Genomic DNA, 15931 nt, shown 5'->3' on the forward strand with positions numbered 1-15931 from the left:
AATCAACTGTATTTATTTCTCATATGCAAATTTATATGGTGTTCTTTTCTGTTGACTTGCAGCTCACTGAGCGTTTCGTCATTATGCGCGACTATTTTAAAGATGGATTGGCAGCATGGAGCTGTAACATTCCTGTAAACACAACATAAATTCATAAATATAATTAAGGATTGTCTGTGAAACAGAGTCTAAAACTAACAGATATAATGGCATTGGGCTTTATGCTTTTTGCGTTTTTCTTAGGGGCGGGTAACATTATCTTCCCACCTCTCGCTGGCCAATTGGCGGGTGATCACTTTCTTCCCGCTATGTTTGGTTTCTTGCTGACCGCCGTTGGTCTGCCGTTAATCACGATCGTAGCGGTGGCAGTGGCTGGTGGCTCTTGGGGTCACTTAACTCAAGATCTTCCTAAGAAAGCTGCAACCATTATGGCTGTGCTGATCTTTATTATTATCGGTCCTGCATTTGCTGCACCACGTACTGGCCTTGTGGCCTATGAGATGGCGGTGAAACCATTATTCATCGATGCCTCTCACGCTCACCTGACTCTCTTTTCGATTACATTTTTTGTCGTAGCGATGTTCTTCTCATGGTCGCAAGGTAAGCTTATTGACGTCATTGGTAAGGTACTAACACCGGCACTGTTCGTTGGTTTGGTGGTACTGGCGATTGCTGTATTTGTTAACCCCCAAGGCGATATTCTTGCGGCTCACGGTGAGTACATCACTCAACCGTTAACCAAAGGCTTCCTTGAAGGCTATAACACCATGGACACTTTTGCTTCTTTAATGTTTGGTATGTTGATTGTTGACGCGATACGCAGCAAGGGCATTACTGATCGTGCTGCGACGACTAAGTATCTAATTAGCGCGGGTTGTATTGCCGCTGCGGGTCTTGCGTTTGTTTACATCTCTCTATTCTTCCTGGGGGCAACCAGTGCAACAGTCGCTGCGGGAGCCGATAACGGTGGCACGATCTTAAGTCTTTATGTTCAATCGTTGTTTGGTCCATCAGGCCAGCTAGTGCTTTCTGTGATCGTATTACTGGCGTGTCTAACTACGGCGATTGGCCTGATATCAGCCTGCTCGGATTACTTTAGCTCGCTAACGCCTCTGTCTTACAAGACTTGGGTCATCATTAACGGTGTGGCTTGTGCAACGGTAGCCAATGTGGGGCTTTCTCAGCTGATTTCTCTGTCGGTTCCTGTGCTATTTGCACTGTACCCAGTCGCTATCGCTTTGGTAGCGCTGACATTCTTGCGTCGCCGTTTCCCTAATCCAAAAGCGGCGTACCGCGTAGTGGTATTAGTGTCACTGCTGTTTGCTCTTATTGATGGCGCTAAAGTAGCGGGTGTAGACGTGTCTGCACTTAAGATGCTGCCACTGTTTGAGATCGGTATGGGTTGGTTGCTTCCGACCGTGGCAGCCATCATCTGTATGTTCTTTGTTGGCAAGTCAACAGAACAAGAGATGGCTGAAGAGACGGTTTAATCTTCCGTTGAGATTAGATTGCTTTGCGAGATGAAATAGAAAAGGCCTCATGACTTGGCAGTCATGGGGCCTTTTTGTATTCTGTTGAGTCAACGCGCCATTTTGATGAATGCTTAAACCTAGCACTCTGAATGGATAGCTTTCTATCGAACGAATGGATTGCTATTGAACGGATATCTTTCTATTGAACTGATAGCTTTTCACTGTATTCGACCAGTACTTGCTCCACCCAACTTGCAATGCGTTGATCGCTGAGTTCATACTGTGAATCTTCATCCAGAGCTAAACCAACAAAGTGAGATTGGTCTTCCGTTAACGCTTTAGAGGCTTCGAACTCGTAGCTGTCATCATTCGGCCAGAAGCCAACAAACTCTGCCCCCGCGGTTTTCAGTTCATCATGCAATAGGCCCATTGCATCTAGAAACCATTCGCCGTAGCCTTCTTGGTCACCTAAACCAAACAGAGCCACAACCTTGCCTTTCATTGGCGTGGTTGCGATGTCTTCCCACAACTCATTCCAATCTTCTTGAATTTCACCGAAATCCCAAGTTGAGATGCCCAGTAACAAAAGGTCGTAGTTCGCCATCAATGAAAGCGGAGTCTCTTTCACGTTATGGATATCAACTAGGTCTTCACCAATAATGCCACGAATCTTCTCAGCTGCCATTTCGGTATAGCAGGTGGTTGAGCCGTAAAATAATCCAATTTTCATAGCAAACGTTCGATTTTAATTTCAGATGGCGAATTCTAACCATAAATCGCCTTCGATTGCAGCGATTATCCACTCAAGTCGTAATTTTTATGGCATTCATATTTGCTCTGGCATACTCTCAAAACAGTTTCCAATATTGTGAGTAACGCTATGCAGTCGCCTCAAGGGCAGAGCGCAGACCACGGTCTCGTTGAGCAGTTTTTAGATGCTATGTGGATGGAGAGAGGGTTGTCCGAGAATACCCTCGTTTCTTATCGTAATGATTTATCCAAACTCCTGACGTGGATGGAAAAGCACAATTATCGCCTGAATTTTATTAGTCTTTCAGGGCTGCAAGACTATCAAAGTTGGTTAGCCGATGCCGATTTCAAGCAGACTTCACGTGCTCGTATGTTGTCGGCGATTCGCCGCTTGTTCCAATACTTGCACCGCGAGAAAGTGAGAGGCGATGACCCAAGTGCCTTGTTGGTCAGCCCTAAACTGCCACAACGTCTGCCGAAAGATTTGAGTGAAGAACAAGTTGATGCCTTGCTTGAATCGCCGGATCCCAATGATCCTATTGAGCTTCGCGATAAAGCGATGCTTGAGCTACTTTATGCCACGGGTTTACGTGTTACTGAATTGGTCAGTTTAACGATGGAAAACATTAGTTTACGTCAAGGCGTTGTGCGTGTGATTGGTAAGGGGGGCAAAGAGCGTTTGGTTCCGATGGGTGAAAATGCTGTAGATTGGATAGAGACTTTTATTGAACAAGGTCGCCCACAATTACTCGGTGAAAAGAGTTCTGATGTCGTTTTTCCCAGTAAACGTGCTAAGCAAATGACCCGCCAGACATTCTGGCACCGAATTAAGCATTATTCGGTTATTGCTGGTATTGATACTGAGTTATTATCGCCACACGTATTAAGACACGCTTTTGCGACGCATTTACTAAACTATGGTGCTGATCTCAGGGTTGTACAGATGTTACTTGGACATAGTGACTTATCAACCACCCAAATTTATACTCATGTGGCGACCGAAAGGCTGAAGCAAATTCACGCTCAGCATCACCCTCGCGCTTAAATCTATTTATTTTAAAGGTGAACTTAATGAGCGTATTACGCCGTCTTCCTTTGTTAGTGCTTCCTCTGATGATTACTGCATGTAATGCATCAGAAGCGAAGGTAGAAACAACGTCAACAGCCGTAGAAGCCGTTCCTGCTCAAGTGATTGATACGGCAGCGTTAACCAAGCGTTTTGAAAAAATCGGTATTAAGGTCGATAAGATTATCCCTTCGGATATTGATGGCCTGTTAGAAGTTCAAACCAACAGCGGCATTATCTTTTCTTCTCCAGAGGGGGATCACTTTTTAGCCGGTACCTTATACTCTTTGGATGACAACGGTAAATTCAGTGATGTTCTGGCTGAGCGTCAAGCGCCACTCAATGCGAAAAAGGTGGCGGCATTGTCCGATACCGTTATCGAATATAAAGCTGATAATGAAAAGTACATCGTGACCGTGTTTACTGATATTACGTGTGGCTACTGTGTTCGTCTGCACAGCCAAATGCAGGGCTACAACGATCTGGGTATCACCGTTCGTTACATGGCTTACCCACGCCAAGGTCCGACCGGGCAAGTGGCAGAACAAATGGCCGCCATTTGGGCTTCTGATGATCCAAAATCAGCGATGCACAATGCTAAAGTCGAGCGTCAACTGCTATCGTCAAATCAAGATCTTACCGAGCAGAAAAAAATCATCGCGAAACAATATCAACTGGGGCGTGAACTGGGTATCAATGGCACTCCTGCTATCGTATTACCAAGTGGTGAGTTGGTGAGTGGTTACTTACCACCCGCGCAGCTGCTTCAGCGTTTAGAGCAGTAAGCTTTGTATCGAGCCGTGATCTTCGTTTCGAGTAGAACGGTTCACCGTCGTTATCGTTAAGTATTTCCCATGTTTTGATTTAAGGAGTGGCCTGATTGATATCGGGCCCATTGTTATATGATAGAGATCCAACGCCGTCCTGAGGCCGACATTTCAGTCTTACCTGCTCATTTACCTGACTTGTTAAAGCGCATTTATGTGAGTCGCGGAATCGACAGTGCCGACCAACTAGAGACAGCAGCGAAAGGCTTGCACTCTTATCAAAAACTGGGTGGCATAGATGCAGCCGTTGAGCTGTTGTTCAAAGCCATTCAACAGCAAAAGCGCATCATCATTGTGGGTGATTTTGATGCCGATGGCGCGACCAGTTCTGCGTTGTCTGTTTTAGCGTTACGTATGCTTGGCAGCGCTAACGTCGATTATCTGGTACCCAACCGTTTTGAAGATGGCTATGGTTTGAGCCCTGAAGTTGTCGAACAGGCGATCGAGCTTGGTGCTGAAGTGATCATGACGGTTGATAACGGTGTCTCTTCGATTGAAGGTGTCCGTTTCGCAAAAGAAAAAGGCTTAGAAGTACTTGTTACCGATCATCACTTACCGGGCAATGAACTGCCAATGGTCGATGCGATGGTCAATCCCAACCTTGAGAGCTGTGCTTTTCCTTCGAAAGCCTTAGCGGGTGTTGGCGTCGCTTTTTACCTGATGATGGCATTGTGTGTTCACATGCGTAAGTTAGGTTGGTTTGCAGAGCGCGGCATGACAGAACCTAAGTTGATGGAACTGATTGACCTTGTGGCGTTGGGTACGGTTGCCGACGTGGTGCCACTTGATGAAAACAACCGAATCTTGGTGCATCAAGGCTTGCAACGTATTCGTGCGGGCAAAGCTCGTCCGGGTATTCAAGCTTTGATCGAGATAGCCAAGCGAGACGCAAAACGTTTGGTGGCGTCTGATTTTGGTTTTGCACTGGGCCCGCGTATCAATGCGGCGGGTCGACTGGATGACATGTCGTTTGGTGTTGAGCTGCTGATGAGCAATAACATCCACGCCGCGCGTCGCATGGCGAGTGAACTGGATGGCTTGAACCAAACACGTAAAGAGATCGAAGAGGGCATGAAACAAGAAGCGATGGCCTTTTGTGAGCGGCTTGAATTTGGTAAAGACGACCTACCTTCGGGTTTAGCCCTGTTCCAACGTGATTGGCACCAAGGTGTGATTGGAATCTTGGCTTCGCGCATCAAAGATAAATACCATCGCCCAGTGATTGCGTTTGCGGATGGTGGGGAAGGCAGCATTAAGGGCTCTTGCCGCTCGATTCCGGGGCTGCACATGCGCGATGCGCTAGACAGAATCGATACTCAAAATCCGGGGTTGATCTTGAAGTTTGGTGGTCATGCAATGGCGGCTGGCTTAACCATCATGGAGAAAGACTTCGAACGCTTCAGCAAGCTGTTCAATGATGTTGTGAAGAATGAACTTGGAGAAACAGCACTGAAGGGCATTATCTTGTCTGATGGTGAGTTGTTACCAGAAGAGTTCTCGATGCACACCGCTGAAACGCTGCGTTCTGGTGGTCCATGGGGACAAGCTTTCCCTGAGCCGATCTTCGACGGTGAGTTTAAAGTGCTGCATCAAAAGCTGGTGGGTGAAAAGCATCTAAAGTTAATGCTCGAACCGCTCTACAAAGGTCATCCTACTAATGTGATGATTGACGGTATTGCCTTTAATGTCGATTTACGTCGCTGGCCTGATGCTTCGGTGAAAACTGTACGCCTCGCATTTAAGCTCGATATTAACGAGTTTCGCGGCAACCAATCGTTGCAGTTGATGGTTGATCACATCGAAGCGAAGTAGTGCTTTTTAGGCTCAATAACGCTCGTCATATAGCGCTAAATTCATCAAGCTCTGTTCATAAACAGGGCTTGTTTTCCTTTCTTCCCTTACAAATTTTACGTGTTTTTTCAGCCTGTCTATTTTATATCCCATTAAGTTGTTGAATCTTGGTTTTCCTCTCTAAAAAATTCTGTATCTCCGTCACACTTTTAAGTACAATTCTTCGGTTAAATTCTACTCATAAATGATGAGCTAAAATGTTTGAAATCAATCCTATAAAAAACCGTCTGCAGGATGTGTCTGAGCGCACACATATCCTGAGGGGGTATCTTTGACTATGACGCTAAGAAAGAGCGTCTAGAAGAAGTAAACGCAGAATTAGAACAACCGGATGTATGGAACGAACCTGAGCGTGCTCAAGCGTTAGGTAAAGAACGTTCTGCATTGGAAGCCGTAGTAGAAACGATCGACCAACTTGACCAAGGTGTTGAGGATGTTGACGGCCTATTAGAGCTTGCGGTTGAAGAAGAAGATCAAGAAACGTTCGATGAAATTGAACCAGAACTGGCCGAGCTTGAAGCTAAGCTAGAGAAGCTGGAATTCCGTCGTATGTTCTCCGGTGATCACGATGCATCAGATTGCTACATCGATTTACAGTCAGGTTCGGGCGGTACAGAAGCTCAAGACTGGACGTCAATGATGTTGCGCATGTACTTACGTTGGGCAGATTCGAAAGGCTTCAAGACTGAAGTGATCGAAGTGTCGGATGGTGATGTTGCTGGCCTTAAAGGCGCAACAGTACGTATTTCTGGTGAGTACGCTTACGGGTGGTTACGTACAGAGACAGGGGTTCACCGTTTAGTTCGTAAGTCACCATTTGATTCAAGTGGTCGTCGTCATACTTCGTTTGCTTCTGCGTTTATCTATCCTGAGATTGATGACAACATTACGATCGACATTAATCCTTCTGATTTACGTATTGACGTATACCGTGCTTCTGGCGCGGGTGGTCAGCACGTCAACACTACAGAATCGGCGGTACGTATTACTCACGTTCTGACCAACACTGTGGTTCAGTGTCAGAATGACCGTTCGCAGCATAAGAACAAAGATCAAGCGATGAAGCAGCTACGTGCTAAGCTTTTTGAACTTGAGATTCAAAAACAAAATGCGGAAAAACAAGCGAGCGAAGAAACGAAATCAGACATCGGTTGGGGCAGTCAGATCCGCTCTTACGTACTGGATGATTCTCGTATCAAAGATTTACGCACTGGCATCGAAAACCGTAATACTCAAGCGGTTCTTGACGGTGATTTAGACAAATTTATTGAAGCTAGCCTGAAATCAGGTTTGTAAGCTTTATCAACTATTAAGCTTTACCAATAATATTGGTAAAAATGCCTATATTTGCAAAGATATAGCGGTCCAAATTATAAAAGCAGGGTACATCTCTAATGACTGATGCTGTTCAAAACGAAAACGTACAAGACGCTTCTTCACCTGAAGAAAATAAACTCATTGCTGAGCGCCGTAGCAAGCTGGATCACATCCGCCAAAACTGCAAAGCAAATGGTCACCCAAATGATTTCCGTCGTGAGCACCTAGCTGGCGATCTTCAAGCGGAATTCGGTGAGAAGACGAAGGAAGAGCTAGAAGAGCTTAACCACATCGTTGCGATCGCAGGCCGTGTTATGGCGAAGCGTGGTCCATTCCTTGCGATTCAAGAAACTTCTGGTCGTATCCAAGCATACGCAGCGAAAGACGTACAAAAAGTACTGAAAGAGAAGTACCAAGGCCTAGATATCGGTGACATCATCGGTGTTAAAGGTGCGCTTCACAAATCAGGTAAAGGTGACCTTTACGTGAACATGGAAGAGTTTGAATTGCTGACTAAAGCGCTTCGTCCTCTACCAGAAAAGTTCCACGGTCTCACTGACCAAGAGATGCGTTACCGTCAGCGTTACGTTGACCTAATCGTGAACGAAGATTCTCGCAACGCATTCATCGTGCGTTCTAAGCTTGTATCTTCAATCCGTAACTTCATGAGCGCGAAAGGCTACCTAGAAGTTGAAACGCCAATGATGCACGTGATCCCGGGTGGCGCAACTGCACGTCCATTCATCACTCACCACAATGCACTAGACATCGACATGTACCTACGTGTTGCACCAGAGCTTTACCTTAAGCGTCTAGTGGTTGGTGGTTTTGACCGTGTATTCGAGATCAACCGTAACTTCCGTAACGAAGGTCTATCTCCACGTCACAACCCAGAATTCACAATGATGGAATTCTACCAAGCGTACTCTGACTACAAAGACCTTATGGATCTGACTGAAGAGATGCTAAGCACGGTAGCAATGGACGTTTTGGGTTCGACTTCGATGCCTTACGGTGACGAAACGGTTGAGTTCGGTGGCACTTATGCTCGCATGAGCATGTTCGATGCAATCAAACACTACAACCCTGAGCACGCTGAGATTCAAGCGTTGACGGAAGCAGACCTACAAGACCGTGACAAGATGGTTGCTATTGCAAAATCTGTACACGTAGACGTAGAAACGTTCTGGACATGTGGTCAGCTTCTAGAAGAGATCTTTGGTGAAACGGCTGAGCCTCAGCTAATTCAACCAACGTTCATCACTGGTTACCCAGCGGACATCTCTCCTCTAGCACGTCGTAGCGATGACAACCCATTCTTCACTGACCGTTTTGAGTTCTTCATCGGTGGTCGTGAAGTTGCGAATGGTTTCTCTGAGCTTAACGATGCACAAGACCAAGACGAGCGTTTCAAAGCGCAAGTTAACGCGAAAGACGCGGGTGATGACGAAGCGATGTACTACGATGCAGACTACATTACGGCACTAGAGCACGGCCTACCGCCAACAGCGGGTCAAGGTATCGGTATCGACCGTCTAGCCATGCTATTTACAAACACGCACACAATCCGTGACGTGATCTTGTTCCCGGCAATGCGCCCACAAGCGTAATTCTCGCTTATAGGGCGTAACAGCCCTGCTTATTTTAAAAGTCACCTTCGGGTGACTTTTTCTGTTTTTATGGCTTTAAAACCTCGTCTACCCCGCACTCTTAATTCGAAAAATGACTATTTCTGACTTAGTCTTACTATTGAGACAAACATCTAGATAGTCTCACTCCCATACGATTCGGTGCTGGAGAGACGCTGATGGCACTTTATAGAGTGATGGATCGTTGAACTCGTATAGGCCTAATTTAAATAAAAACAGAACAAGGAAGAAGGATGGGGACTCAATTTAAGATGGATGCCTCACCAGGTTCTCTCATCGTCGTGGGTGGTGCGTACGAACCCTGGTTATCAGTATTAGAGCAAGTCGGTTGGCAGTGCAATCAGTGTGCCGATTTACGAAAAGCCGATGCCATGATTGCTGATATTGGTCCATGTATTGGTATTGTGGATCTTAGTCATGATGAATTCAGTCTCAACGGTATTGCTAACCTTGTGAGCAATAACAAACCGGTGAGATGGCTCGCTTTTATCCGAGAGTCACAACTGAGTTCTGATACCATTTGCCAGTTTATTGTGAATTTCTGTATCGATTTTTTCACGGCGCCCATTCCAGATGCGCAGCTATTGAGTACCATGGGACATCAATTGGGTATGCTCAAGCTTGAACAAAAAGTATGGCCGAATTACGGCATCAACAACAATATGGGGTTGTTGGGTGACTCTGTGGCTATCAAGCGTTTGAGAGATCAAGTGAGGCGTATTGGCCCGACCGATGTCAGTATTTTAATTTACGGAGAGAGTGGGGCTGGTAAAGAGACGATTGCCCGCTCCATTCATCAAAACTCATCGCGAGCGCACAAACCATTTTTAACGGTTAACTGCCGTGCCTTGTCAGAGATGAGAATAGAGGCCGAGGTGTTTGGTATTTCAGCCCAACCTGTGATAGCGGCATGTCTGTTAGAAGAAGCCGATGGCGGAACCCTGTTGCTTAATGATGTTCTAGCCATGCCACGCAATCAACAATTGAATTTGTTACGCTTTTTGCAAGAGGGTAAGATTGAAACTACGAATGGACCTAAATCCGTCGATGTGCGTATTCTGGCTGCAAACTCCTCTGATATCGAAAAATCGTTGATCGAGGGGGATTTCAATGAAGAGCTCTACCACTATATTAATGTTCTGCGTATTCATGTCCCGAGCTTGAAAGAGCGCGGTAGTGACATATCCGTATTGGCGAATCATTTTTTGCGTGCATACTCGAAAGAGTTTAATGCTCAAGCTAAACGCTTTTCTGATGATGCTATCCGATCGATGAATCGTTACCATTGGCCGGGCAATGTTCGTGAACTGATGAACCAAATTAAACGTGTGGTCTTGATGTCGGATACGATGATCATTGACGAGCATCAACTCGAATTACCAAAACAGAATGATGAACGCCGAAGCTTGAAGAGTATTAGAGAAAGCTCAGAGCGCGATGCATTGTTAATGGCTTTGGAATCATATAGCGGTCAAGTGTCGCAGGCTGCTAAGGAGCTTGGCGTATCACGGGCAACGATGTACCGTTTATTGAATAAACACGGCCTTATTTCTGAGGGGGTTGTGTAGACTCTTTCTCGATGATTTTATTCAGTCACTGTAAATGAAAAGCCATGTATCTACGTGTTTTTTTTGTTTCTGAAGGATAGTCCGTTGTTTTCTAGATCAGCCCTAAGAGAGATATGCTGTAATTGTATATAATCATAGTGAATATTTTATATGTAAATGAATATGAAACTAATATTTCAGGAGAATGCATTGTTTTAAAAATGTTAACTAATTAGCGGTTGAATAATATACTCACTTGGTTAGACTTTAACCGTGAAAGCAAATATTTAACAAAGACTTGTCTGCTTTTATTACCCCATTTTTTTTTTGGATTTTTTAGTTAGTTTGGAGGCGCAAATGAAACATTTCGATTTTATACAGCATATTTGCGCGTCGTTTGATCCGTGTACTGACATGGTGACTGATATGTCACAAACATCAGCCATGGCCGATCGAAACATTCACGATAAACCTAACTAACAGATCCGTACCCTTATTTGGCTGCGGAAAAATAGCAGCTAAGTGAGAAGCCCTCATACTATCTAACACGCTATTTTTCCTCAGTTGATTCAACAACTGGAGAGTTATTATGCGTCACTCAGTATATTTAAAATTAGCAACAGTCCTAATCCGTGCCGATCTTCGTCGTGAAGAGCGTGAATGGCAACGAAAAGTTCGTCGTAGTTCATATGATCTGCCGTGGAACAATACTCACTTATTAAGAGATATTGGCCTTGAAGCTGACGGTCGACCGATTGGTTTTTCTGAGCCAGAAGTCGTCACTATTGAACGTCGAGTACGTCACCTTCGTCGTGTCTTAAGTGCGCGAATACCGACGTAATCTACGGGGTTGATAGCACCATTCAACCCCTAAGATAAGTCACAGTGATAGTTATGGCGTCGAACGTGCAAACTTTTGAACTAGAACTGGCCAAAAAAGAGAAGCGCTTGCTTCTCTTTTTGGCTTTTTTAAGCTGTTATCTAGTAAAGGAAAAGAGTTCTACTACGCTTTATAGAGCAAGGGAGGCTGGCTATGCAAATGCATCAATTAGACATGTGGTTACATGGCGACCACAAAGACTCTTATCAAATCCCCAAGGTGTACGTTATTGGCTGTTCTGATATCTCAGAATATCTGCTGGCGGTGGAGTACAAACACAAGCTAGAACCGGTAAAACAAGATAATGAGCCGCTTCATTTTGGATCTTTAGATCAAGTGAAAGAGGAGTTACTTCGGCTCGGTTTTGAAAAGGCTTATCTTCGTTTACACAACGCATATGACGAGTTTGGTCATGAACCAAGTCAAAGTTACTGTGACATTGAATTAGCGCTTAAACCTCATTAGGGGTATCGATAACGTAAAATGATCCGTGTAAACGAGTTTAGATCATGTTCATTAAGCGTAGTGTGAAGCCAGCAATTTGTGGGTGAATTGAGTTCGTAGATAGAAACCTCGTGGTTTCGTCTTGATGGGCTTTCCACTGGCACCGTAAGCTTCGGTTAACACTCGGCTGTTAGCGGCTTTTGGTCGAAGATGCAGCGCTTCGCCGTGTCTTGCTGTTATCTGCTCAACATGGCCTAATACGATCAACTCCATCAACTCTTCCCAATCTTGCTTCAAGAGTTTGTCTTCAGCTTGGCTCGGTGTCCATAATAAAGGGGATCCTACATGCCTCTCAGCGAGCGGGATCTCTCTTTCTCCCTCAACCGGGATCCACAATACCTTAGACAGCTTGTTTCGAACGTGGCTGGTTTCCCAAGTAATGCCTTGCACACCCATCAATGGCGCGACACAAACAAACGTAGTTTCGAGTGGCTTGCCAGAATAGCCAATCGGGATACTTTTTAGTTCAATACCAAGTTTGGCAAAATCTTGTTCAGGTTTGCTGCCTGCCACCGCACCTAAGTGCCATTCCAACAGTTGCCCGACCCAACCTTTATCACGCTTAAGATCGTTTGGTATCATCATCTCAGCTTCGTTGGCGAGCTCTTTGAAGGTCATTCCGGCAATCGCGTAGGCTCTGTCTAACAGTTCTTGTTGAGTTTGTGGTTCTGGTTTCATAATACAAGGCATGATAAAAAAAATATTTTACCAGAAGTTATCACTATATGACGACTGGTTAATAAATGATCTCTTGATTTCAGAGTGGATCAATCTCATGGTTATCCACAGGACATGAAGGTTACTGATCGAAATATTAATTGGGTGTATAAATAAACAGGGGTTTGTAGTGGATAAAATGCTTGCTAAATGGGGTTCAAAATGAATCTTTCACTCGCTCGTGTGGATAAACACCTGAGTGGTTGATCTTTAACCATACGCTTTTTTGAAAAGATCTTTTGCTATGTTAATGTTTTTAAAAATTTTATTTTTAATTTAAGTTGTTGATTTTTAATTGTTTAAAATAATAGTTTTAGCTTTTCTATTTAAGGTTATGATGAGTCTATGGATTAAACAAAACGATTGCGGTGAATTCTTCACACAGTTATTCACAGAAAAGGTGAATAAATGTGGTCTATGTCTCACTATTGTGTGGGTAACTAGAATTTGAGCAAAACTTATCCATATTCTTAGTTAATATTCATAAATATCGCGCTTATCACGTCACTAAGTTTGCTCCAATTGGGGATATGTGGAAAAATCAGTGTAATTAAAAATTTAGATAGAGGTTGGCCAGTGATAGATGGCGATGGTTACCGATTAAATGTTGGTATTGTAATCTGTAACAACCATGGTCAGGTCTTCTGGGCTAAACGATACGGGCAACATTCCTGGCAATTCCCTCAAGGGGGAATCGATGAAGGTGAAACTCCGGAACAAGCAATGTACCGCGAGTTGTATGAAGAGGTTGGCCTTACTAAAAAGGATGTGAAAATCGTTGCGACAAGTCGTCATTGGTTACGCTATAAGCTACCCAAACGACTGGTTCGATGGGATTCTAAACCTGTCTGTATTGGACAAAAACAGAAGTGGTTTCTTTTACGCTTAGATTGCGATGAGTCGTGTATCAATATGCAGCGTGGAAGTACACCTGAGTTTGATGGTTGGCGTTGGGTGAGTTACTGGTACCCTGTTCGGCAAGTTGTTTCTTTTAAGCGAGATGTTTACCGTCGAGCGATGAAAGAATTCGCGTCTTTAGCAATGCCGTTTAAAGAGCGAAAAATGAAAGGAAAACGCAAATTGCGTAGAGGTTAAGCATGCTCAGTCAACTAAGGGAAATAGTTGAACACGTATCAAGAGTTGAAGATGTGTCGACGGCTCTTGATATTTTAGTTAAAGAGACATGCAGTGCGATGCAGACGGAATGTTGCACCGTGTATTTGGCGAATCATGATATGCAGCGCCTTGAGTTGATGGCAACTCAAGGCCTGATCTTTAAAGGCAGTAGTATTCACATTGGTTTTGACGAAGGTTTGGTTGGCCTTGTTAAAAGAAGTGCTGAACCTATCAACCTTGCACAAGCGTCTGCTCACCCTGCGTATAAGTTTTTTCCAGAACTTGGAGAAAACGTCTATCACTCTTTTCTTGGTACTCCGATTATCCATCGCAAGCAAGTGCTTGGTGTTTTGGTTATTCAACAGAAGTCCCCACGTTTATTCAGTGAGATGGAAGAGTCTTTTCTTGTCACACTCTCCGCCCAACTTGCGGTGATTGTGGCACATGCCCAAACTCAAGGTCATTGGCTGTTAGAGCAACAGAAGCTACCTGCGACTAAAGGTATTGCCGCTTCATCGGGCGTGGCGATTGGTGATTTATGGTGGGATAACACGCAGCCTGAACTCACCGATGTTTATCCTGCTTCGACGCTCAATGTAGAGAGAGAGCATGAGTTGTTGGCGGTTGCGGTTGAAAACGCCCTCAATGACTTTAAGCGAATGCGAAAGCGTTTGGACAGCGAAATCAATAAAGACGCGCTGGCGATCTTTGACCTGTTTACTCACCTACTCAATGATCCTATGTTGCGTAAGGATCTTAAAAATCAGATTCAGAAAGGCGATAAGGCTGATTGGGCATTAAGACAGGTTGTTGAGAGTTATTCGAATCGCTTTGCTCGTATGTCTGATGTTTATCTTCGAGAGAGAGCACAAGATATCCGAGAGCTCGGACAAAGGCTGCTCTATTTCCTTCATAACTCCGAGCATGCACTCCGTACGTTAGACAAGCCCATTATTTTGGTGGTTCGTGAGTTAACGGCTTCGGTATTAGCGTCGATTCCAAAAGAAAAACTGTTGGCCGTAATTTCCATAGAAGGGGCGGCCAACTCACACGCTGCGATCTTATCTCGTGCTCTTGGCATTCCTTCTGTGATGGGAGTTAATCTCAACCTTGTTCAAGCGAATGGTAAGCAGGCGATTGTTGATGGATATAGTGGTGAGATCTTTATTGAGCCGACCCAAAATCTACTCAATGAATACCAAGGATTGATTTTAGAAGAGGGTGAACTCTCTTCTATGGTTAACCGAGAACTCAACTTACCGGCAAAAACGCAAGATGGTCAACCGGTCGAGATCTTGTTGAATGCAGGTTTAAGTGCGGATACTAACATTGCGATCAACCAAGGCGTTGATGGGGTGGGGCTGTATCGAACAGAAATTTCTTTCTTATTACAGCAGAGGTTTCCGTCAGAGGATGAACAGTTTAAGCAGTATCATTCCGTGCTCACGAGCTACCCAGAAAAGCAAGTGGTGATGCGTACGCTTGATATCGGCGGTGATAAAGCCTTGCCTTATTTCCCCATCGAAGAAGACAATCCATTCCTTGGTTGGCGTGGCATTCGATTCACACTCGATCACCCTGATATCTTTATTATTCAATTACGTGCCATGCTACGAGCTAGCTGCAGCAGTCAAAACTTAAGTATCTTACTGCCGATGATTTCCAGCACTCAAGAATTGGATGATGCGGTTCAGCTCATTGAGCAGGCTTATCATGAAGTGCATGAACTGGATAATCGAGTGTGCATGCCTCGTGTTGGTATCATGATTGAAGTTCCGTCAATGCTTTATCTACTGCCGTTCATTGCCGATAAGGTTGATTTTGTTTCTGTTGGTACTAACGATTTAACGCAATATTTATTGGCGGTTGATCGGAACAATTCACGAGTATCTGATGTCTATGAATCCATGCACCCTGCAGTGATCATGGCATTAAAACAAATTCATGATATCTGTAAGCAATATCAATTACCGGTGTGTATTTGTGGAGAGCTAGCGGGCGACCCGATGGGAGCACTATTACTGATTGGCTTAGGGTATGAAACGTTAAGTATGAATACTTCGAATGTGGCCAGAATCAAATATTTGATTCGTCAATCTTGCTTGAGTGAATTACAGGATTTGGCAAATAAGGCACTTTCGAAACCGTATGGTAGTGACATCTATAGTATGATGCTGAACTATTTCGAAGAGCGTAAATTTACAGGCTTCATTCGAGCGGGCAAAAAATAGGATT

13 protein-coding genes are annotated in these 15931 nt (G+C 44.5%); 11 read left to right on the top strand and 2 right to left on the bottom strand.

Going from position 1 to position 15931, the window contains the following annotated elements:
- Window positions 1–176 precede the first annotated feature (176 nt).
- On the top strand, window positions 177–1490 hold the full coding sequence (gene brnQ / locus L4B77_RS13935; protein WP_429751116.1) for a branched-chain amino acid transport system II carrier protein: 1314 nt from the start codon (window positions 177–179) through the stop codon (window positions 1488–1490).
- A gap of 181 nt (window positions 1491–1671) precedes the next feature.
- Here brnQ and fldB read toward each other — a convergent pair whose 3' ends face one another.
- Window positions 1672–2202 (bottom strand): flavodoxin FldB, encoded by a 531-nt coding sequence (gene fldB, locus L4B77_RS13940; RefSeq protein ID WP_261838901.1) that lies wholly within the window; start codon window positions 2200–2202, stop codon window positions 1672–1674.
- A gap of 150 nt (window positions 2203–2352) precedes the next feature.
- Between fldB and xerD the strand changes: the two genes are divergently transcribed.
- The 8 genes from xerD (at window position 2353) to L4B77_RS13980 (ending at window position 11824) form a co-directional block, all read left to right on the top strand.
- Entirely contained in the window at window positions 2353–3267 is a 915-nt protein-coding gene (gene xerD / locus L4B77_RS13945; RefSeq protein ID WP_429751118.1) for a site-specific tyrosine recombinase XerD, read from the top strand.
- Between the two features lie 26 nt (window positions 3268–3293).
- Entirely contained in the window at window positions 3294–4073 is a 780-nt protein-coding gene (locus L4B77_RS13950) for a thioredoxin fold domain-containing protein (protein WP_261838903.1), read from the top strand.
- 117 nt (window positions 4074–4190) lie between these two features.
- The gene (recJ, locus tag L4B77_RS13955; protein WP_429751120.1) at window positions 4191–5927 is read left to right on the top strand and encodes a single-stranded-DNA-specific exonuclease RecJ; all 1737 of its coding nucleotides are present in this window, start codon (window positions 4191–4193) and stop codon (window positions 5925–5927) included.
- 236 nt (window positions 5928–6163) lie between these two features.
- A protein-coding gene (prfB, locus tag L4B77_RS13960; protein WP_429751122.1) for a peptide chain release factor 2 occupies window positions 6164–7262 on the top strand; the annotation gives its coding sequence in 2 pieces (ribosomal slippage) (window positions 6164–6238 and window positions 6240–7262; 1098 coding nt in all).
- A gap of 98 nt (window positions 7263–7360) precedes the next feature.
- Window positions 7361–8893 (top strand): lysine--tRNA ligase, encoded by a 1533-nt coding sequence (gene lysS / locus L4B77_RS13965; RefSeq protein WP_429751124.1) that lies wholly within the window; start codon window positions 7361–7363, stop codon window positions 8891–8893.
- Window positions 8894–9165: 272 nt separating this feature from the next.
- Entirely contained in the window at window positions 9166–10500 is a 1335-nt protein-coding gene (gene vpsR, locus L4B77_RS13970; protein WP_429751126.1) for a cyclic-di-GMP-binding transcriptional regulator VpsR, read from the top strand.
- Window positions 10501–11068: 568 nt separating this feature from the next.
- The gene (locus L4B77_RS13975) at window positions 11069–11320 is read left to right on the top strand and encodes a hypothetical protein (RefSeq protein ID WP_004735015.1); all 252 of its coding nucleotides are present in this window, start codon (window positions 11069–11071) and stop codon (window positions 11318–11320) included.
- A gap of 192 nt (window positions 11321–11512) precedes the next feature.
- Window positions 11513–11824 carry a DUF6482 family protein gene (locus L4B77_RS13980; protein WP_261838908.1) on the top strand — a complete coding sequence of 104 codons (312 nt, stop codon included), beginning with the start codon at window positions 11513–11515 and terminating at the stop codon, window positions 11822–11824.
- A 51-nt stretch (window positions 11825–11875) separates the two neighbouring features.
- On the opposite strand, the gene mutH is transcribed toward L4B77_RS13980, so the two are convergent.
- On the bottom strand, window positions 11876–12541 hold the full coding sequence (mutH, locus tag L4B77_RS13985) for a DNA mismatch repair endonuclease MutH (protein WP_261838909.1): 666 nt from the start codon (window positions 12539–12541) through the stop codon (window positions 11876–11878).
- Between the two features lie 615 nt (window positions 12542–13156).
- Here mutH and rppH point away from each other — a divergent pair.
- On the top strand, window positions 13157–13675 hold the full coding sequence (rppH, locus tag L4B77_RS13990; protein WP_261838910.1) for an RNA pyrophosphohydrolase: 519 nt from the start codon (window positions 13157–13159) through the stop codon (window positions 13673–13675).
- Between the two features lie 2 nt (window positions 13676–13677).
- Window positions 13678–15927, top strand: a complete 2250-nt coding sequence (gene ptsP, locus L4B77_RS13995; protein WP_261838911.1) for a phosphoenolpyruvate--protein phosphotransferase — start codon at window positions 13678–13680, stop codon at window positions 15925–15927.
- The last annotated feature ends 4 nt before the right edge of the window (window positions 15928–15931 follow it).

It is taken from the genome of Vibrio minamisatsumaniensis, assembly GCF_050337445.1.
GTDB lineage: Bacteria > Pseudomonadota > Gammaproteobacteria > Enterobacterales > Vibrionaceae > Vibrio > Vibrio artabrorum.

Excerpts from the sequence above, each read along its gene's own strand:
- mutH (WP_261838909.1), bottom strand. The coding sequence starts at position 12,541 with ATGAAACCAGAACCACAAACTCAACAAGAACTGTTAGACAGAGCCTAC.
- L4B77_RS13975 (WP_004735015.1), top strand. The coding sequence starts at position 11,069 with ATGCGTCACTCAGTATATTTAAAATTAGCAACAGTCCTAATCCGTGCC.
- lysS (WP_429751124.1), top strand. The coding sequence starts at position 7,361 with ATGACTGATGCTGTTCAAAACGAAAACGTACAAGACGCTTCTTCACCT.
- vpsR (WP_429751126.1), top strand. The coding sequence starts at position 9,166 with ATGGGGACTCAATTTAAGATGGATGCCTCACCAGGTTCTCTCATCGTC.
- ptsP (WP_261838911.1), top strand. The coding sequence starts at position 13,678 with ATGCTCAGTCAACTAAGGGAAATAGTTGAACACGTATCAAGAGTTGAA.
- L4B77_RS13980 (WP_261838908.1), top strand. The coding sequence starts at position 11,513 with ATGCAAATGCATCAATTAGACATGTGGTTACATGGCGACCACAAAGAC.
- xerD (WP_429751118.1), top strand. The coding sequence starts at position 2,353 with ATGCAGTCGCCTCAAGGGCAGAGCGCAGACCACGGTCTCGTTGAGCAG.
- L4B77_RS13950 (WP_261838903.1), top strand. The coding sequence starts at position 3,294 with ATGAGCGTATTACGCCGTCTTCCTTTGTTAGTGCTTCCTCTGATGATT.
- fldB (WP_261838901.1), bottom strand. The coding sequence starts at position 2,202 with ATGAAAATTGGATTATTTTACGGCTCAACCACCTGCTATACCGAAATG.
- recJ (WP_429751120.1), top strand. The coding sequence starts at position 4,191 with ATGATAGAGATCCAACGCCGTCCTGAGGCCGACATTTCAGTCTTACCT.